This is a genomic window from Companilactobacillus zhongbaensis, assembly GCF_003946515.1.
Lineage (GTDB): Bacteria > Bacillota > Bacilli > Lactobacillales > Lactobacillaceae > Companilactobacillus > Companilactobacillus zhongbaensis.
Genome location: NZ_RHOM01000002.1, coordinates 15,973 through 35,625, shown reverse-complemented (window position 1 = coordinate 35,625; position 19,653 = coordinate 15,973). Strand labels below are relative to the sequence as shown.

Genomic DNA, 19,653 nt, shown 5'->3' with positions numbered 1-19,653 from the left:
TTACTATGGCAAATATTTATTTGAGAAGATCAACTTCTTCAGACTTAAATAATATTATGGAGATCATCTATCAAGCGAAAGCCTTACTGAAACAAGATGGTAGTCCGCAATGGCAAAGTGGCACCCCGAATCGAGAAATGCTGTCCAAGGACATCGAACGAAAGATGCACTGGGTATTGATCGTCAATGGGGAAATTGCTGCTTGTGCTACACTCCAAACTTTTCCCGACCCGACTTATCGGATGATCCAAGGTAAATGGGAAAACGATATCGATCCTTATGCCACGATCCATCGAGTTGCCATTGCCAGTCAATTCCGGGGAATGCATCTCACTAAATACTTATTCAGCAATTTAATAACTATGGCCTTAGTTCAAGGTTTTAAAAACATTCGCATCGATACCTTCCGAGAAAATGTTCGTATGCAAGGCTTGATCAAATCGATGGGTTATCACTACTGTGGTCTGATCCACATCGATGATCCCCTCGATGATGAAAGATTAGCTTTTGAGTTAAATTTGCAATATAGCTCGATGATCAGCTAAATAATATGTCTCCTATTAGATAAATTTTTATTTACTAATGCTTCATTGTTGACCCTATATGATTTATATGCTAAATTAGCACTGTACTTTTAAGAGTGCTAATTAAAAATAGGAGGCATCTTATGTTAGTTCCTACAGTTATTGAACAAAGTTCACGTGGCGAACGTGCCTATGATATTTATTCAAGATTATTAAAAGATAGAATCATTATGTTATCTGGTGAAGTTAATAGCCAAATGGCAAATACAGTTATCGCTGAATTACTATTCCTCGATGCTCAAGATTCAGATAAAGACATTTCTATGTACATTAACTCACCCGGTGGTTCTGTTACCGACGGATTAGCTATTATGGATACAATGAATTTTGTTAAATCAGACGTGCAAACAATTGCTACTGGTTTGGCAGCTTCAATGGGAAGTGTCTTGTTGTCATCAGGTACAAAAGGCAAGCGTTTTGCCCTACCTAACTCAACAATTCTTATTCACCAACCACTCGGTGGTGCTCAAGGACAACAAACAGAGATTGAAATTGCTGCTCAAGAGATCTTGAAGACTAGAAAGAGATTGAACCACATTTTGGCAGACAACTCTGGCCAAACATTCGAAAAGCTTCAAAAGGATACAGATCGTGATAACTACATGACTGCCGAAGAAGCTAAGGATTATGGTTTGATTGACGGTATCATGACAAATAAACCAACTGAGAAATAATAGAGAGCGGAAGGCGACGGTCAGCTGCTGAGGATTTAAACACAGAGAGCGCAGCGAGGTTGGTCAGCTGCTGAGGATTAACGCGTATAGTCGAACAAGGTGCGGCGAAGCCGTGCCTCGACTATATGTGTTAACCGGAGGCCGCTACCTCGCGGAGATCGTTTTCACATCCTTGAGGATAAAGCAAAAAAAACACTATCAAAATTGCTGCAAGTTTAGCTATCCAAAATAAAAAGCACTATCCAATTTACAGCAAGTTTAACTAGCAAAAATAGATAGCACTATTTTATTTTTGAAGGAGCACCTCCGAATGTTGATTAATCGAAATCCGCAATCTTCTAAAATTAGTTCCAAATACTAAATAAGAGACTTCCACGGAAGTCTCTTTTTTTATATCAAAAAAACTAATTCGATAAATGAATTCAATTATTTTCGAAAACGATTCCATACTTATAAACAGTCGCTTAAGCCCACTCTAAAAGAATTCACAAGGATTCAGTCAATTGACCTAATTTTTTATTTAGTCTATTCTAAACTTCGAAGGGAGCAAATATGAACAATACAATAGAAAACTCTGTAAATCGTAAGTTTTTCGTCAGTACTTTATTAGCCGGAACTTTTACGATGTCGATCAGTCAGTCTTCACTTTCGACTGCTTATCCGACATTGATGAAGTTCTTCGGGGTCACTGCACCAACCATCCAATGGTTGACCACCGGATTCATGTTGATCATGTGTATCATGATGCCGATCAGTCCTTGGCTATTAAGTAATATTTCATTTAAGCAATTATTTTTAGGGGTCGTTGGGATATTTGGTTTGGGAACATTAGTCATCATCATTGCACCAAACTTCCCTATCGCAATGTTAGGACGAGCGCTGGAAGCCATTGGAGTCGGGATATTATTCCCTTCCTTCCAATCAGTCCTCTTGGAGATCACGCCAGAAAACCGGCGTGGTACAACGATGGGATTCGCCGGGCTAGTCATGGGATCAGCACTAGCTAGTGGTCCAATTATTTCCGGTATCGTCTTAAATTGGCTACATTGGCAGGGATTGTTCGTTATCTTTTTGATCATCATGGTAGCAATCTTCGTCTTAGGATTATTTTTTATCAAAGACGTCATGCCACGTAAAAAAGTCAGATTGGACTTCATTTCGATTGTCTACTTAGTCGGCTTAATTGGTTTACTTTACGTTGTGAACCAAGCCGGTTCAAAGCATCAACTAGATACTGTTTTATGGATCATCCTAGGTATTAGTATTATTTTGACCGCCTTATTCATCCACCGTGAGTTGACAGTCGATCAACCACTACTAGATCTTAAAGTTATGAAAAATTTCAACTTTGACTTATCAGTCTTACTAACTGGTTTTTCATACATCTCATTGATCGTTGTTACGATCATTTATCCACTTTATTATCAAAATATTTTACACACTTCAGTCTTAGTTTCTGGACTAGCCTTAGTTCCACCAGCAATTTTATTGAGTATCTTGAACCCACTAACCGGAAAACTCGCCGATAAGATCGGTTTCAAACCAACTCTATTAGTCGGCATGAGTATGATCGTAGTTGGTTGGTTCTCACTATTTATCATCAATACTAAATTAGGAATATGGCCAATGATCATCATCGCAATGTTGATCGAAGGTGGAAATGCCTTCGTTATGATGCCTGCAACTACCCTAGGTGGCAATTCCCTGCCTCAAGACCTAATTCCACACGGTACAGCTATTATCACGACTGTACGTCAATTATTGGGATCTCTAGGTGTTAGTGTCGCCACATTAGTATTAGTAACAGCAAACACTAACCATGGCTTACCTGCTAATGGTGGCTTAGCTGGATATCATGCCGTATTTAGATTTTTCTTCATCGTTGCTTTAGTCGGTTGGATCTTCGCTATCTTAGTCAAAGATTACAAGAAAAAAGCCGTTGCAAAATAATTAAGCTTATACCAAAAAGAGAGATTTTTATCTCTCTTTTTTTGTGACCAAATAAAAAAGCAAGTGCCCCTTAGACTCTTGCTTCTTCCGCAATACTATTCAATTTTCTAAGACGGTGATTGATCCCTGACTTAGAAATGGCCCCACTTGGTACCATTTCGCCTAATTCCTTCAAAGATACTTCCGGATTGTCCAATCTTAACACGGCAATCTCTTGAAGTTTGGCTGGCAGCGAATCCAATCCAACAGTGTCTCTTAAGTACTTGATATTTTCTACTTGTCGTTCAGCTGCAGCAACTGTTTTATTAATATTAGCATTTTCACAGTTTACTAAACGGTTGACCGAATTTCTCATGTCGCGCACGATCCGAATATCTTCGAATTTTAGCATGGCATTAGTAGCGCCGATCAATTGTAAAAAGTCGGCTATCCGCTCTGCTTCTTTCAAGTAGACGATGTAACCATTTCTTCGTTTAGTAGTCTTAGCGTTCAAACCGAAATGATTCATCATTTGAGCAATGTCATCGTTATGCGATTCATATAATGAATAAATCTCTAAATGATAGCGCGATGTTTCGGGATTGTTGACACTTCCCGTTGCCAAAAATGCTCCACGTAAATATGAGCGCATTCTTTGGTCTTCATTTAAGATGTCAGGTGTCACGTCTGTATTGATCGATAAACCTGTCTCATCTAAAATTCCTAGATCTTGCAACACTTTATTAGTGTCACGTTTTAGTCGAACAAGATATTGATTATTCTTCTTCAACTTCATTTTTTTACGAACTAAAAGTTCAGACTCCATGCCATAATTTTGCTTGATCAAAGAGAATATACGCCGAGCGATTGCAGGATTCTCAGTTTGAGTCGTCAGCACAAAATGATGATTTTGTAAGCTCAATGAGCCATTCATTCTGATCAGTGCTGACAATTCAACACGTGCATGCTCTGGATGGACCTCTAAACCAGTGAGTTCTTTCTTTACCTCACTTGCATATGAAGCCAATACTATCTCTCCTCGTTTTTTCTATTTCCTGATTGAAACGCTAAATTCAAAATTTCCGCAGCGATCTTGTCACCATCGTGGAAGGCTCCGTTATCCCGCAACAATAAAAAGTCGTCTTGGATAACACGGCAGCCCATTTTTCTTAAAGTATCAAAGTCAGGCTCTACTTGATTAATGTACTCGTCATATTTCTTATGATTGACGTAGTTCTCGAGTACTGGTCTAGTGTTGACTAAGACAGTATCGATGTAATTGCCACCGAGATGTTCGTCTAGCACCTTAACGTGATCAGCATCCGTAAAGTTTTCAGTTTCACCGATCTGAGTCATGATATTACAAATATAAACAACTTCAGCCGGCGTTTGTTTGACTGCCTCACCGATCTGTTTAATCATCAAGTTCGGCAAAATACTGGTGAATAAACTACCAGGACCTAGCACGACTACATCGGCCTGCATGATCGCAGCCAAAACAGGTAGAACCGTTTCCGGTTCTTTTTGTGGTTCATCGGAATTAGTCACCCAAACACGTTTAACATGTTTTCCTGAGTGAGTGATTTCATGTTCACCAGACAAAGTTGACCCATCAGTGAATTCAGCATTCAGAGTCAACTTAGATGTTGAAGCTGGAAAAACATTTCCATCGATCCGCATCATTTTTGACAATGTTTGGACGGCATCAAAAATATTCGGTCGCATTTCACTCAATGCGGCGATGATCAAATTACCTAATGCATGTCCTGAGAAAAAGTCGTCATCACTCTTGAAACGATGTTGGAATACTTCCAACTCTTCTTCTGGTAGATCTGACAATGATGCTAAAACATTTCGAATATCCCCTGGTGGGACTACGTTGATGTAGTTACGAATAATACCAGATGATCCCCCATCATCAGCTACCGTAACGATTGCAGTAATATTAGCGTCCTTTTTTCTTAAACTGTTCAAGATGACTGGTAAACCAGTTCCCCCACCTATAACAACAACTTTTGGACGACGTCCCTTTACAACACGAACAATCCTATTGGTTGCCATTTTCAATAACCTTCTTTTGAGATTTATCTTTATCACGGTGAGTGATATCGACATAGTAGTCTTTCTTCAAGTCTTTACCTAATCGTTCCGCAATTGCGACTGAACGATGTTGACCACCAGTACAACCAATGGCGATGGTTAAACTTGTCTTACCTTCTTTTTCATATCCCGGAGTAATGTAATGCAACAGATCGTAAAGCTTTTTATAAAAAGTTTCCGTCTCAGGACTATCCATGACATAATCATAGACCGCCTTATCCGTTCCTGTTTGTGGTTTTAATTCGGGAACGTAATACGGATTTCTTAAAAATCTGACATCCATCACAATATCTGCATCGATGGGCAAGCCATATTTAAAGCCAAATGACATGACCTCAATGTGAAAAGTAGGAACCGAGGAGCTTTCTTGGAAATTGTCAAAAATTTCTTCTCTGAGCTGACGCGGTGTTAAGTCAGTCGTATCGATCACAACTTGAGCTCGTGACTTCATCTCACCTAAAAGTTCACGTTCTTTTTGGATACCATCAAGCAGACGACCTTCCATAGCCAACGGATGGCTACGACGAGTCTCCTTATAACGAGAAACTAATTCTTCGTCAGAAGCATCCAAGAACATGATCTTCATCTCAACCTTTTGATCAACACCTTGTTCATCAACTTGCATTTCCTTAAGCATAGAGAAAATTTCATCGTAAAAAGCCCGTGACCGAATATCGACCACCAAAGCAACTTTCGAAATCTTCCCCGCTTCATGAACTAATTCCCAAAATTTGGGTAATAAGTTAGGTGGCATATTATCTATACAAAAATAACCAAGATCTTCAAAGGATTGCATAGCAACAGTCTTACCTGCCCCACTCATCCCAGTAACAATAACTAAACTCAAAACCTTCTTTGCCATCAGAGCACCTCGCATTCGCATTCAAGTGTAACATAACAATCCGGGCGTGTCATTCAAAAGAACACAGAGAGCACAGAGAGCGGAGGCACACGGGTAGCTGCTGAGGATTAACGCTGGTGGTCGAACAAGGTGCGGCGAAGCCGTGCCTCGACCACCTGTGTTAACCGGAGGCCGCTGTGTGCCGGAGCTCGTTTTCGCATCCTTGAGGATAAAACAAAAAACCACTATCCAATTTTCTGCAAGTTTAGCCACCTAAAATGGAAAACACTATTTAATACAAACAATTCAGTACCTCGATTACCCACGTTAACCGGAGGCCACTGTCGCCTTGAGCTCGTTTCAGCATCCTTGAGGATAAAGCAAAAAAACACATGCCAAATTGCAGCAAGTTTAGCAAATAGAAATAAATAGCACGATTAAATACATGCAAAATAGTGCTGCAACCACATATGTTACTCGGAAGCCACTACCTGGTGGAGTTAGTTTTCATATTCTAATAAAGCTAAACATCTCTACCCAAACACACCAATACTCCCCCACTCAAACCAAAACCCAAGTTTACAACCCAACAATAAAGCGTAAACTAAACCTATAATTACGACTCCAGGAGGACTAATCCATTGAACACAGTCTTTTCGATCCTACTATTAATAGCAGCAGTAATAGTAGCCAATGCGATTTTTACTAAATTCCAACAAGTACCAGTAGCATTTCTTCAGATAGCAGCGGGATTGATATTAGCGACCTTCCCACTTTATCGTCATTTCGAACTCGAACCAGAAATTTTCATGCTAGTCATAATTTCCATGTTGATGTTCAATGACGGCCAAAATACTAGTCTGAAAAAGCTAACTCAAAACTTCAGTACGACTTTTTCCTTAGCGGTCGAATTGGCCGTCATTTCCATCTTAGTAGTTGGAGGTATCACTAACTTTTTCCTACCTCAGTTCAGTACGGCTCTGTGTTTTGCTCTCGGTGCGATCATCGTTCCTACCGATGCCGTGGCTGTTTCCTCGATAACTTCGAAAGTGCTAGTGCCGAAAGAAGTCATGTCCACCTTGGAAAATGAGTCACTGTTCAATGATGCGTCCGGTATCGTCGCTTTAAACTTAGCCACTGCTGCCGTGATCACAGGTCAATTTTCTGTTTGGGCAGGGATCGGCAATTTTCTGTACGTCTTTTTTGGCGGAATTATTGTTGGTACTATATTGGGCTCAATCATTATTTCCGTCCGGATCAAATTCATCAACAATCACGTCGACACGCCTTCAGTAATGGTGCCCTATACATTGATGACACCATTTGTCGTCTATTTGATTGCGGAAGCATTAGGCGTTTCCGGTATTTTAGCAGTAGTTATGACTGGATTGCTTCACGGAGTTCAACAAGAAAGATTACGTCTGACCTCGTCACGCCTGCAAATAGTCATGAATACTACTTGGTCGGTCTTTGCTTCGATTTTAAATGGTATTGTTTTCGTCTTATTAGGATTATCTCTTCCGCGAGTCATTCAAGATTTAGCTCATCGAGGAACCAATTCCATCATCAGTCTAATCGGCATCGGACTATTGCTTTATATCGCAATGACGGTGATGCGCTTCTTATGGATCCAACTAGGATTTGCCCGGATCCGTTCATTCAACAGTCACGATAAAAAAATGAACAGTCTCGTTTCAGCATTTAGTGGCGTGCACGGAACTATCACTTTATCTTTGGCCTTCTCGCTTCCGCTAACTTTGAATGGCCAGCCTTTCACTTATCGAACTGACATCATCTTCATTGCCACCGTAGTCATTTTAACTAGCTTGATCATCCCAACCATCGTACTGCCAAGAATGTTACCGAAAAAGGTTGATCACTTTACCCAAGCGGAATTGACTAAAGCCAAAAGTGAGATGGTCACTAATTCGATCAACAATTTAACGGCAAAACATCCTAATTCACCGGTCGTCAGTGAAGTTATCAGCATTCTTGAAGGACAGCGTGTAGTTGAAACCGAAGTAGATCGTACCAAGTTGAATGACATTTTCAATCATTGCTTTGATATTGAATCTAATTTCATCCAAAACCTGGTCGATGACAATAAAATCGATCAAAGGATGGCGGACTTTTACATGCGGATGACGCAAAAAACTATCTTCCAATATCAACAGAGAGCCTGGAAACGACTTTGGTGGTTTATTAAGTTTCAAATTGTTGGCCGACTTTCGCTCAGCTCTCGTGCCCGAGCAAATCGGAAAAAGAGGAAAGAGCAAATGGCAAAATTTACCTCTCGAGAAGATATGCTAGCTCAGCGACAAGAATTTTGGTCGCAATTTACCGATGTAGAAAAAGAACTCTACCTAAAAATAACGGAATTTCTTAATCAAAATACTACCAACGAAAATGCCCGCGAAATTAGCATTGTTCGCCGTGCATACGATGAAAAACATCGTCGTTTATCAGGTGATAATAAATATGCTGAAGAGCAAAATGAATTGCTGATTCAGGCTTTTCAACAAGAATATAATTTCATCCAATCGCAAACTAACCAAAAAATTTATAGCAATGCACTCAGCAATGCCCTATATGAACAAATATCAACTGACCAATTGGTTTACGTTCAATCGGTCGGTCCAGAAGAATGACACAAAAAAAAACAGCCTGATCGGCTGTTTTTTATTTACTCTTATTTAACGATTCTTCAGTACGCTTAGTATCACGTTTTAAGATCGGTGCTAAATATTGGCCAGTATAACTTTCTTTGACCGTAGCGATTTTTTCCGGAGTTCCGGTAGCGACTATTTGACCGCCACCTTCACCACCGTCAGGGCCGAGGTCGATGATCCAGTCAGCATTCTTAATAACATCAAGATTGTGCTCAATCACTAAGACGGTATTACCTTCATCGACTAGTCGTTGCAAGACATCGAGCAAACGCTTGATATCGTCAGTATGCAATCCAGTCGTTGGTTCATCTAAGATGTAGAAGTTTTTACCGTTGGAACGTTTATACAATTCTGAGGCTAACTTCATTCTTTGAGCTTCACCACCGGACAATTGTGTAGCTGATTGGCCTAATGAAACATAGCCTAAACCAACATCAACAATAGTTTGCAACTTGCGCTTGATCCGTGGGATATTGCTGAAGAAATCTAAGGCTTCAGCAACCTTCATATCAAGAACTTCAGCGATATTTTTACCCTTATAAGTTACTTCCAAAGTTTCTGAATTGTAACGAGTACCATGACAAACCTCACAAGGTACATAAACATCTGGCAAAAAGTTCATTTCGATCTTGATAATACCATCACCACGACAGTTCTCACAGCGTCCGCCTTTTATGTTGAAGGAGAATCTCCCCTTCTTATATCCACGGAGTTTTGCTTCGTTAGTCTGTGAGAAGAGATTTCGGATATCATCAAAAACGCCAGTATAAGTAGCTGGGTTACTCCGAGGAGTACGTCCTATCGGACTTTGATCGATAGCAATCATCTTGTCTAATTGCTCATAACCTTTAATGCTCTTATATTTACCAGGCTTTTGTGAATTTCGGTTCATCTTTTGTGCTAATGCCCGTTTCAAAATCATATTAACTAAGGTTGATTTACCAGATCCAGAAACACCGGTAACCAAAGTAAATTTACCTAGTGGGAACTTAACGTTTAAGTTCTTCAAGTTATTCTCGCTAGCACCTTTTACTTCAATAAATTCACCGTTACCTTTTCGACGTTCCAATGGCACTGGCACAAACTTCTTACCAGCCAAATATTGTCCCGTCAATGACTTAGGATTCTTTTCGACCTCTTCAGGAGTTCCGGTAGCAACGATCCGGCCACCATTTTCGCCGGCACCAGGACCGACATCGATCAAGTAATCAGCCGCACGCATCGTATCCTCATCGTGTTCAACCACGATCAAAGTATTTCCTAGATCACGCATCTTTTTCAAGGAACTGATCAAACGATCATTATCACGTTGGTGCAATCCGATCGAAGGCTCATCCAAAATATACATAACCCCTGATAAGTTCGAACCGATCTGAGTTGCCAAACGGATCCGTTGAGCCTCACCACCTGAAAGCGTTCCGGCAGAACGAGACAATGTTAAATAATCCAAACCAACATTGATCAAAAAGGCGAGACGATCTCTGACCTCTTTTAAAATTGGTTTAGCAATAACAGTATTTTGTTCACCTAATTTAACTGCTTTGAAAAATGGTAATGAATCTTTGATAGACAAATCTGAAGCTTCAGCAATATCTTTGCCTGAGATCTTAACAGCTAAAGCCTTCCGATTGAGTCGCTTACCGTGACAAGCTGGACAAGTTAACTCAGTCATATATTTACGCATTACTTCACGTGTGAAGTCACTGCTAGTCTCATGGTAACGACGGTTAACATTTGGTATGACTCCTTCAAAAGGAACATCTACGTCACGAACACTTCCGAAATCATTTTCGTAGTGGAAATGGAACATCTTACCATTGGAACCATTCAAAATGATATCTTGTTCACGTTTCGACAATTTATTGAATGGTGTATCCATATTGATCTTAAATTCTTTGGCAGCTTGAGCTAACATTTGTGGATAATATTGCGAACTGATCGGATTCCAAGGTGCAATTGCACCTTCAGCTAAACTCTTACTACGATCAGGGATCACTAAGTCTTCATCGACTTCTAGTTTCATCCCTAAACCATCGCAGACCTCACAAGCACCAAAGGGAGCATTGAAAGAAAATAGTCTTGGTTCCAACTCACCCACAGTAAATCCACAGAGAGGACAAGCATTTTTCTCGGAAAAGACCATCAAGTCAGAACCAATTACATCAACGTTCATGTAACCATCGGATAAACGTAAGGCTGCTTCAACAGAATCAGTCAAACGTGATTTGATATGATCATTGATCACGATCCGGTCGACTACGACGTCGATATCGTGTTTTTTATTCTTATCAAGATCAAGATCCTCGCTGACATCGTGGATCTCACCGTCAACACGAATTCTGACGTAACCTTGTTTCTGGATCTGAGCTAAGGCCTTTTTATGTTGACCTTTCTTGGCACGAATAACTGGTGACAAAACTTGGAGTTTGGTTCCCTCATCCAATTTCAAAATTGCATCGACCATTTGTTGAGCCGATTGGCTCGTAATGACCGTTCCATCATTTGGACAGATCGGTGTACCAACTCTTGCCCAGAGCAAACGTAAGTAGTCGTTGATCTCAGTTACAGTACCCACGGTCGACCGAGGATTCTTTGAGGTAGTCTTTTGGTCGATCGAGATTGCTGGACTCAAACCATCGATCGAATCAACGTCTGGCTTATCCATTTGTCCTAAAAATTGTCTGGCATAAGAAGAAAGACTTTCTACATAACGTCTTTGCCCTTCTGCATATAAAGTATCGAACGCTAAAGAACTCTTCCCTGATCCAGAAAGTCCTGTCATTACGACTAACTTATCGCGGGGAATAGTTACGTTAACATTCTTTAAATTGTGAGCACGTGCCCCATGAATTATTATTTTATCATTCAGCATACTTAATTCATTTCCGCCTTTAATTCTAGAATTGTATCACGAAGATTGGCAGCTCCTTCAAAATCAAGTTTCTTCGCTGCTGATTCCATTTGTTCAGTTAAGTTACTGATCAATTCGTTCTTTTGCTTCTTCGTCATATTTTCAAAGTCTAAGTTTTCTTCTGTGATCTGTTCCTTCTCAGATTCCGAATTATCAACTTTGTGGAACATCGAGATCGCATCCCTGATCGGTTTAACGATTGTCTTCGGAGTGATCCCGTGTTCTTTGTTGAATGCCATTTGGATCTCACGTCTATGTGCCGTCTTATCGATAGCAGCTTTCATAGACTCGGTCACACTGTCAGCATACATTATAACTTTACCATGTTCATTTCTAGATGCACGTCCGATGATTTGGACTAAGGAACGTTCAGCCCGTAAAAAGCCTTCCTTGTCAGCATCCAAAATCGCGATCAATGATACTTCAGGAACATCAATACCTTCACGAAGTAAGTTGATACCGATCAAGACATCGAACTTACCTAAACGCAAGTCACGGATGATCTGCGACCGCTCGATAGTCTTAATATCACTATGTAAGTAACGAACTTTGATCCCAAGGTCTTTAAAGTAATCGGTCAGATCCTCAGCCATTTTCTTCGTTAAAGTCGTGACAAAGACCCGCTCATTTTTTTCAACTCGGTCATTGATCTCGGCAACTAAATCATCGATCTGACCCATGATCGGTCTGACTTCGATCTCTGGATCGAGCAAGCCTGTTGGACGGATGATCTGTTTAACGACGTCATCAGTTCTTTCAAGTTCATAAGGACCTGGAGTAGCCGAAACGTACATGATCCGGTTAACGTGCTTTTCAAATTCTTCGAGCCGTAAAGGACGGTTGTCCAAGGCACTAGGAAGTCGGAAACCATAATTAACTAACATTTGTTTTCTGGCACGGTCACCGTTATACATCCCTCTGATCTGTGGCATAGTAACGTGAGACTCGTCGATCATGATATTGAAATCTTTCGGGAAGAAGTCGAGCAAGGTAAATGGTGGTTCACCTTCTGCACGGCCTTCCATGTGTCGTGAATAATTCTCGATACCGGAAGTGTAACCCATTTCTCGCATCATCTCGATATCGTATTCAGTTCTTTGCTTGATCCGTTGTGCTTCAAGCAATTTGCCTTCACCTTCAAAAGTCTTTACTTGGACATCAAGTTCCTTTTGAATCCGATCCAAAGCTTGTTCCATCTTGGCATCGCTGATCATAAAGTGAGTAGCTGGGAAGATACCAATATGGTCCATTGAGCCAATGATCTCACCAGTTAAAGCATTCATTTCAATGATCCGGTCGATCTCATCGCCAAAAAATTCCACCCGGATGGCATTATCATCCCTTGAGGCTGGAAAAATATCGACTACATCCCCACGAACACGGAAACGTCCACGTTGGAAGTCGATGTCATTACGTTCAAATTGGTTTTCGACTAATTCTTCAAGCAACTCATTTCTGGAGATCTCTTGTCCAGTTCTTAAAGAAATGATGCTATCTGAATATTCTCGTGGATCACCTAATCCGAAAATACAAGAAACTGAAGCGACCACGATCACGTCATTTCTTTCTAGTAAGGAACTAGTTGCCGAGTGTCGCAATTTATCAATTTCATCATTGATACTCGAATCTTTTTCGATGTATGTATCACTTGAAGGCACATAAGCCTCCGGTTGGTAGTAATCATAATAACTAACAAAGTATTCCACAGCGTTGTGTGGGAAAAATTCCTTCATTTCTCCGTAAAGCTGACCGGCTAAAGTCTTGTTGTGAGAAATGATCAGAGTTGGTTTGTTCAAATTCTTAATGACATTGGCCATCGTAAAAGTCTTACCAGTACCAGTGGCACCTTCAAGGGTCATTTCTTTTTCCCCATCTTCAAAGCCCTTGGTCAACTTATCAATGGCTTGTTGCTGGTCACCAGCTGGTGAGTACTTTGAGACCAGATCAAACTTATTATCATCCACTCTATCTATCAAATTGAAACCTCCCAAAGACAAAAAATACATCTAACTCAAACTGAATTAGATGTAATTTGCGTTAGAAAATATATATCGATTACATATTAACATATCGAACATACTTTCGCTATTTATTTAACTGGTTTTGATAATCGAGGTAACATGGCAAAAATGATCAAGCCAACTAAGAACAAGACGCTCAAAGAACCGGCTCCGATCGTTGATCTACCAGTCATTTGTGTCACAATACCGACTAAGGCAGGACCCATGACTGCAGAGAACTTACCTAAAATATTGTAGAAACCGAAAAATTCGCTTCCGGATTCTTTAGGAATGATTTTACCGAAATAAGATCTACTCAAGGCCTGTAGTCCACCTTGAACTGTTCCTACCATGATGGCAAGGATCCAAAAATCAGCGGTCGTATGCAGGTTCAAAGCGTACAAACAAATTACTAAGTAGACGAAAATACCTAATAAAATACCAGCACGAGTTCCAGCTTTATCGGCGATCCAGCCGAAGACAATCGAGAATGGGAATGCCACTAATTGAACGACTAACATGATGATCATCAAGGTACTAGTCTTAACACCAATGTCCATTCCGATAACCGTTGCCATCGTAAAAATAGTATCAACGCCATCGATATAGAAGAAATATGCGACTAAGAACCAAGCAACTTCTTTATATTGAGCAATGTGTTTGATAGTTTTAAAAACTCGTTTGAAACTTCCTAATAATGGAGCAGATGTTGGTGGTACTGAATAAATTTGATGAACGTTTTTTTGCAGTGGTAAGTAAAAGACGAACCACCAAATGGCGGCAATCAGAAAAGCTAAGCGCGAAACGCCGTAGCCGGTCATCGCACCGAACCCATTCGTCAAATACAAGACTAAGAAGAGCGCGAAGACTACGACTCCACCTAAATAACCGTAGGCATAACCGTGAGTCGAGATCTTATTCATTTGCTGATTGTCAGCCACATCCATTAAAAAGCTATCATAAAATAAATTACTGGCAGAATAGCCGATCGAGGAAATTATGTATATGGCCAAAAGCCACTGCCATTGACTAGTTGGCATCAAGGCTAAGCCTAAAGTCATGATCATTCCTAACCAACAAAAGCCATTCAATAAACGTTTTTTAAAGTTGGGATAATCGGCTAAAGCGCCTAAAAATGGTGCTAAGAGCGAGACTAATAATGTCCCAAAACTATTGGCATATCCCCAGTATGCCGTAGCACTAGCAGCTGCGACCCCATCGGCTTGAGCAACTGACTTAAAGTAGACTGGTAAAACTGCAGTCGTAACGATGATCCCATAACCAGAATTAGCCCAGTCATAGAGGATCCAACTCCATTGTTTCTTATTGATTTTCAAATTGACACCCCTTATTTTTTGAAGACCTCATCAATGCATTGACCTGCAATTTCACTTTCAAATTTCAAACCGAGGAGTTTAGCAAACGTTGGTGCTTCATCGACCAAGTTAGCTTTTTCAACGGTCGTTCCTTCTTTAATAGCTGGTCCGTTAAAAATCAAGGTAGTTTGATAGTCTGTTTTGTCGGGATCATAGCCGTGGACACCATGATAACGGTCTGGTTTTCCGAGTGACTTGGGATCGACCCGTTCAACAACGGTCGGACGATCACTTTCATCGGTGAAATAATAACCAGCTTTTGCTTCCACCATCAAACTACACTTAGGATCAGCCCCGCGAGACTTTGCTTCTTGTTGAGTGTAGACTTTCTCGACCCCCTCAACATTTTGGATGAGCTGTTTTAATTGTTCGAGCTGCTCAAAATTTTGTGTGTAGATGTAAGTCGAACCATCACAAGTTTTGGCCATTGCTTGCCAATCTTTACTAAAAGTTTGATCAGCTTTAGCTTTGAGCCATCCCTTTTGCGCAAATAGCGTGTTTAAGTGGATCATCTTCGTAACATTGATCTGATAATGATCACCTAAGACGACGAAGTTAGTTTTATCGAAGGTACCGGCATTTTTAGTTGCTTGTATCAATTGTTCAACATGTTTATCAAGTCGGCGTAAAGCTTCCATAGCTTCTATTGATCTAACTCCGTATCGATGACGCATACTGTCCATATCCACTAAATGGATCAAGGTCAGATCAGGCTGTTTATTTTCGATCGTATCGACTGCACAAGCAGTAATAAAATCATCGAGTTGTGGTTGTTTAATGCCATTGCGCAGTTTGCCGTATTTATGATTCATTTCGAGTAAAAAGACGGGTGAACTAGCTTTGAGCGAAACTAACACTTGGTTGGTCCAGATCCGATTAGGAAAAATCTCGGCTAGATTGTAGTTGATCTTACTCCCAGCAGTGACCGGCCACAAAAAAGCAGCCGTCTTCAATCCTGCTTGACGAGCTAAATCGTATACCGTCGTCGAACGGACGTCTTTTTGATACCAATACCAATCTGGTGAGCGACGCTCCGGTTGGATCTTAGTATTATTAACGATCCCGTGGTCCTTCGGATATTGACCCGTGATGATCGATGTATGTGATGGATAAGTCAGTGTTGGGTAGATCCCAGTAACTGACTTGACCCAAGTACCGCCATCAACTAGCTTATTCAAAGTTGGTAATTCTTGTTGATGCTCACGGATGTCTCTATACCCTAATGAATCTAACGACATTACTAATAAATGTTGATTTGATGACAAAATAAAAATCCCCTTTGATCACACTTCGATACAAAATATTATATCGCAACGCAATAAAGGTTGTCACAAACCTTAAAAAACATAAAAAAATAGATGTGAAAATTATTCACATCTACATATTTTTTATTCCCAAGAATCAACGACTTTAGCAAAACCTGCTAATTTTTCAGCGGCATTTTCGTCCGTATCACTCGTGATTCCAATGTAAAATTTCATCTTAGGTTCGGTTCCTGATGGTCTAACAGCAACCCAAGTACCGTCTTCCAAAATAAATTTCAAGGCATCGGCCTTTGGCAAACCAGTATCGGAAACTTGACCATTTTTATTATCAGTTTTATTTAAGTAATCTAACGTTTCGACTACTTTGACTCCGTTGATCTCAGTAAATCCGTCTTCACGGAAACCCTTCATGATCGAGGCCATCCGTTCTTTACCGGAAACTCCATCAAAAGTCTTCGAAATAGTCTTCTCACGATAGTAACCGAATTCTTGATAAAGATCTTCTAAGGCATCATAAATGGTCTTACCTTTAGACTCATAATAAGCAGCTGCTTCAGCCAAAAGAATAGTTGATTGCATAGCATCCTTATCACGAACGAAAGGTTTAACTAAGTAGCCATAACTTTCTTCAAAACCAAAGAGGAATTCATGATCTTTGTTATCTTGGAAGTTTTGGATCTTTTCAGCAATGTACTTGAATCCAGTCAAGACGTTATACATCTTGACGCCATACTTTTCAGCAATGGCTGTAGCTAACTCAGTCGAAACGATCGACTTAACTACGGCACCGTTGTTAGGTAATGCATTAGTTTCTTTTTTAGCTTGGAGCAAGTAGTTTAACAAGACTGAAGCAATTTGATTACCAGTCATCAACTTGTATGAACCATCTGGTTGACGAACGGCAGCACCCAATCTATCGGCATCGGGATCTGTTGCGATCAAAATGTTAGCTTCGATTTTTTGACCTAGGGCAATAGCTAAGTCAAAAGTTTGAGCAAATTCCGGATTTGGGAAAGGTGTTGTCGCAAACTCTGGGTCTAAGATAGCTTGCTCTTTGACCATGTTGAAGTTTTCAAAGCCTAAGTCTTGGAAAATCTTAGGTGCGATCATCTTACCTGTTCCGTGCAATGGTGAATAAACAAACTTCATCTTGTGTCCGACTTTTTCGATCAAGTCATGATTTACCACTACGGTATCAAGTTTAGCTAAGTATTGTTGGTCGACATCTTCACCGATCAATTGCATTAGCTTTTCTTCACGAAGTTGGTAAACCGTCTTAACCTTAATGGCAAAAAGGTCATCTGCTTTACGTACGTATTCAGTAATCTTGTCTGATTCTTTAGGAGGCATTTGTCCACCATCAGGACCGTAGATCTTGAATCCATTGTATTGCTTAGGATTATGACTAGCTGTGATCATGATCCCGGCGTATGTATTAAGTGTTCTAACAGCAAATGATAGTTCAGGTGTTGGACGAAGGCTGTCAAAAACGTAACTCTTGATTCCATGAGCACCTAAAACTTTAGCTGATTCAATTGCAAAGTCTTGTGAGTGATAACGTGAATCGAAACTGATTGCTACCCCACGGCTCTTAGTTGCATCATCCAATGTGTCCATGAATAAAGCCAAACCTTCTGCTGCTTGTCTGACTGTGTAAATGTTCATCCGGTTGATACCAGGTCCAAGAACGCCACGCATTCCGGCAGTTCCAAATTCCATTGGAGCATAAAAAGCTTCTTCAGCTTGGTCGTTGTCTTTTTTTAGTTCGTTTAGTTGTTGTTTTAATTCTGGCTCTAGTTCAGTATTGTCGAGCCATGTTTGCATGTTTGTTTGCCAAGACATTTATATGTCCTCCTAGTTTGAAAGTCCTTACAATTTATTATAGCAATATTTGTTTGTTTTAATAGGGGGGTTACGTAAATTATTAGTAAAATTTATTGATGTTTTACTTTTATTTTAGTAAATGATATTGGTTGGAGGTTCACTTCCGGTTCTGGGAGGGTTCCGAGAATTGCGCCGTGGAACGCCATGGACGCCACTTTGAACCAATCGAGCACGACCCGCTCGCTTGTTTCAAAGCTGGGTCTTTCACTAAGCGGTAAACCGCTAAGTGAAATTTCATGGCTGACGGCGAATTCTCTCCACCCTCCCAGAACCTAGGTTTTTACTAATATTACTTTGGGGTGGGTTTATCTGGTACTTAGTTTTGATTCGGCTGGTAATTTTTTACTTCAATTCCTTATCTATTTCATATTTTCTTGAGCACGCTATTTTGTTACTTTATTCGAAGATTGCTCTGAAAACCACGGTGTTGCTTTTGGTTTGGGCTATTCGTCTACTGATTTATTTATATCTTATTTCATTACTCTTAAAAGTAACTTTAATTTTATTTGTAACTAAAAGTGGCGTAATTAAAAACCCTCCTGATAGAATTTTTTCTAACGGAGGATTTTTTTTGATTTTACTACACTTACTTTCTGCTTTTTTATTGTTGGCTCCACTGGTATTGTCTGTTGCTTTCTTTTGTGGAGTGGCCTTGGGTTGTTGTTCCGTATTTTACTGTTGTGTAGAAGCCTTTGTTTCTGTCGCTTCCTGATACTGCTTTTATTGACATGATGAAGCCGCTTATTGCACAGTCTTGGGCGTAGTTTATTGCTTTTTCTTTTTCTTCATTGCTTAGTGATACGAAGGTGTCTGTTACTTTTACTTTTAGTTTTTTGTTTCCTAGATATTCGATTGATTTTATTTTGTCTGGATAGGCGTATCTTGGATCTGAGAATGGTGGATTTTTGGCGTCTGTTTGATCTTCTTTTAGTGAGACTGCTATGGCTTTGTTTACTTTGGTGATTTGTGCTTTGCTGTCGGTGGTTTTGGGATCATTTTGTTCTTTTTGTTTTGCTTGTTGTTTGATTGTTTCTCTTTTGGCTGAAGCTGTTTGTTGATGGTCGTGGATCGTTAATAGTCCTGAGGTTGATAGTACTAGGATGCTTAGTATAGCGGAGATTTTTACTATTGTTCTGGGTTTTGTTGATTTGGAGTTTGATTTTGAGGTTTTTATTGCTAAAACTATGGTGATTATTGTCATTGTGGATCCGATGATTAATAATGCTAGGTTTAACATGTTTTCTCCTTTTTGGATATATATTATGGTATATATTTAATTTTATCTTATTGATTTTGATTGCTCTATTTGGATTTTGTATATGTTGGTATTAATTCATTTGTTGCGGATTGTGGTGGTATTTTGGTTGGATGTTCATTGCCGGTTCCGGGGCGGGGCGCTATATGGGACTGGAACGCTGCC

The 19,653-nt window shown here is 40.1% G+C and carries 13 protein-coding genes; 4 read left to right on the top strand and 9 right to left on the bottom strand.

Annotation, left to right across the window (positions count from 1 at the left end):
- Positions 1-5: 5 nt before the first annotated feature.
- From EKM69_RS01285 to EKM69_RS01275, 3 genes are all read left to right on the top strand, one after another.
- On the top strand, positions 6-545 hold the full coding sequence (locus EKM69_RS01285; RefSeq protein WP_125707323.1) for a GNAT family N-acetyltransferase: 540 nt from the start codon (positions 6-8) through the stop codon (positions 543-545).
- 122 nt (positions 546-667) lie between these two features.
- Positions 668-1,258: an ATP-dependent Clp endopeptidase proteolytic subunit ClpP gene (gene clpP / locus EKM69_RS01280; protein ID WP_125707321.1), complete on the top strand. Its 591-nt coding sequence runs from the start codon at positions 668-670 to the stop codon at positions 1,256-1,258.
- Positions 1,259-1,810: 552 nt separating this feature from the next.
- Positions 1,811-3,208, top strand: a complete 1,398-nt coding sequence (locus tag EKM69_RS01275; RefSeq protein WP_125707319.1) for a DHA2 family efflux MFS transporter permease subunit — start codon at positions 1,811-1,813, stop codon at positions 3,206-3,208.
- A 70-nt stretch (positions 3,209-3,278) separates the two neighbouring features.
- On the opposite strand, the gene whiA is transcribed toward EKM69_RS01275, so the two are convergent.
- The 3 genes from whiA to rapZ are packed head-to-tail and all read right to left on the bottom strand — an operon-like array spanning position 3,279 to position 6,149.
- Positions 3,279-4,214 (bottom strand): DNA-binding protein WhiA, encoded by a 936-nt coding sequence (whiA, locus tag EKM69_RS01270; protein ID WP_125707317.1) that lies wholly within the window; start codon positions 4,212-4,214, stop codon positions 3,279-3,281.
- 2 nt (positions 4,215-4,216) lie between these two features.
- The gene (locus EKM69_RS01265; RefSeq protein WP_404825382.1) at positions 4,217-5,254 is read right to left on the bottom strand and encodes a gluconeogenesis factor YvcK family protein; all 1,038 of its coding nucleotides are present in this window, start codon (positions 5,252-5,254) and stop codon (positions 4,217-4,219) included.
- Positions 5,235-6,149, bottom strand: coding sequence for an RNase adapter RapZ (rapZ, locus tag EKM69_RS01260; protein ID WP_125707313.1), 915 nt, complete (start codon positions 6,147-6,149; stop codon positions 5,235-5,237). The genes EKM69_RS01265 and rapZ overlap by 20 nt, the downstream gene beginning before the upstream one ends.
- A 620-nt stretch (positions 6,150-6,769) precedes the next feature.
- Here rapZ and EKM69_RS01255 point away from each other — a divergent pair.
- On the top strand, positions 6,770-8,776 hold the full coding sequence (locus EKM69_RS01255) for a cation:proton antiporter (protein WP_125707311.1): 2,007 nt from the start codon (positions 6,770-6,772) through the stop codon (positions 8,774-8,776).
- Positions 8,777-8,807: 31 nt separating this feature from the next.
- Here the strand turns inward: EKM69_RS01255 and uvrA are convergent, their stop codons facing one another.
- From uvrA to EKM69_RS01225, 6 genes are all read right to left on the bottom strand, one after another.
- Complete coding sequence (uvrA, locus tag EKM69_RS01250) at positions 8,808-11,669, bottom strand: excinuclease ABC subunit UvrA (RefSeq protein ID WP_125707309.1); 2,862 nt, start codon at positions 11,667-11,669, stop codon at positions 8,808-8,810.
- 2 nt (positions 11,670-11,671) lie between these two features.
- Complete coding sequence (gene uvrB / locus EKM69_RS01245; protein ID WP_125707307.1) at positions 11,672-13,684, bottom strand: excinuclease ABC subunit UvrB; 2,013 nt, start codon at positions 13,682-13,684, stop codon at positions 11,672-11,674.
- A gap of 113 nt (positions 13,685-13,797) precedes the next feature.
- Positions 13,798-15,045 carry an MFS transporter gene (locus tag EKM69_RS01240; RefSeq protein WP_125707305.1) on the bottom strand — a complete coding sequence of 416 codons (1,248 nt, stop codon included), beginning with the start codon at positions 15,043-15,045 and terminating at the stop codon, positions 13,798-13,800.
- Between the two features lie 11 nt (positions 15,046-15,056).
- Positions 15,057-16,349 carry an alkaline phosphatase family protein gene (locus EKM69_RS01235; protein ID WP_125707303.1) on the bottom strand — a complete coding sequence of 431 codons (1,293 nt, stop codon included), beginning with the start codon at positions 16,347-16,349 and terminating at the stop codon, positions 15,057-15,059.
- A gap of 123 nt (positions 16,350-16,472) precedes the next feature.
- Positions 16,473-18,191 carry a phospho-sugar mutase gene (locus tag EKM69_RS01230; protein WP_125707301.1) on the bottom strand — a complete coding sequence of 573 codons (1,719 nt, stop codon included), beginning with the start codon at positions 18,189-18,191 and terminating at the stop codon, positions 16,473-16,475.
- Positions 18,192-18,834: 643 nt separating this feature from the next.
- Positions 18,835-19,470 (bottom strand): hypothetical protein, encoded by a 636-nt coding sequence (locus EKM69_RS01225; protein WP_125707299.1) that lies wholly within the window; start codon positions 19,468-19,470, stop codon positions 18,835-18,837.
- Positions 19,471-19,653: the final 183 nt, after the last annotated feature.

Bases quoted from the DNA above. Each gene is read 5' to 3' on its own strand.
- EKM69_RS01225 (WP_125707299.1), bottom strand. From the start codon at position 19,470: ATGTTAAACCTAGCATTATTAATCATCGGATCCACAATGACAATAATC.
- EKM69_RS01275 (WP_125707319.1), top strand. From the start codon at position 1,811: ATGAACAATACAATAGAAAACTCTGTAAATCGTAAGTTTTTCGTCAGT.
- EKM69_RS01285 (WP_125707323.1), top strand. From the start codon at position 6: ATGGCAAATATTTATTTGAGAAGATCAACTTCTTCAGACTTAAATAAT.
- rapZ (WP_125707313.1), bottom strand. From the start codon at position 6,149: ATGGCAAAGAAGGTTTTGAGTTTAGTTATTGTTACTGGGATGAGTGGG.
- EKM69_RS01230 (WP_125707301.1), bottom strand. From the start codon at position 18,191: ATGTCTTGGCAAACAAACATGCAAACATGGCTCGACAATACTGAACTA.
- uvrA (WP_125707309.1), bottom strand. From the start codon at position 11,669: ATGCTGAATGATAAAATAATAATTCATGGGGCACGTGCTCACAATTTA.
- clpP (WP_125707321.1), top strand. From the start codon at position 668: ATGTTAGTTCCTACAGTTATTGAACAAAGTTCACGTGGCGAACGTGCC.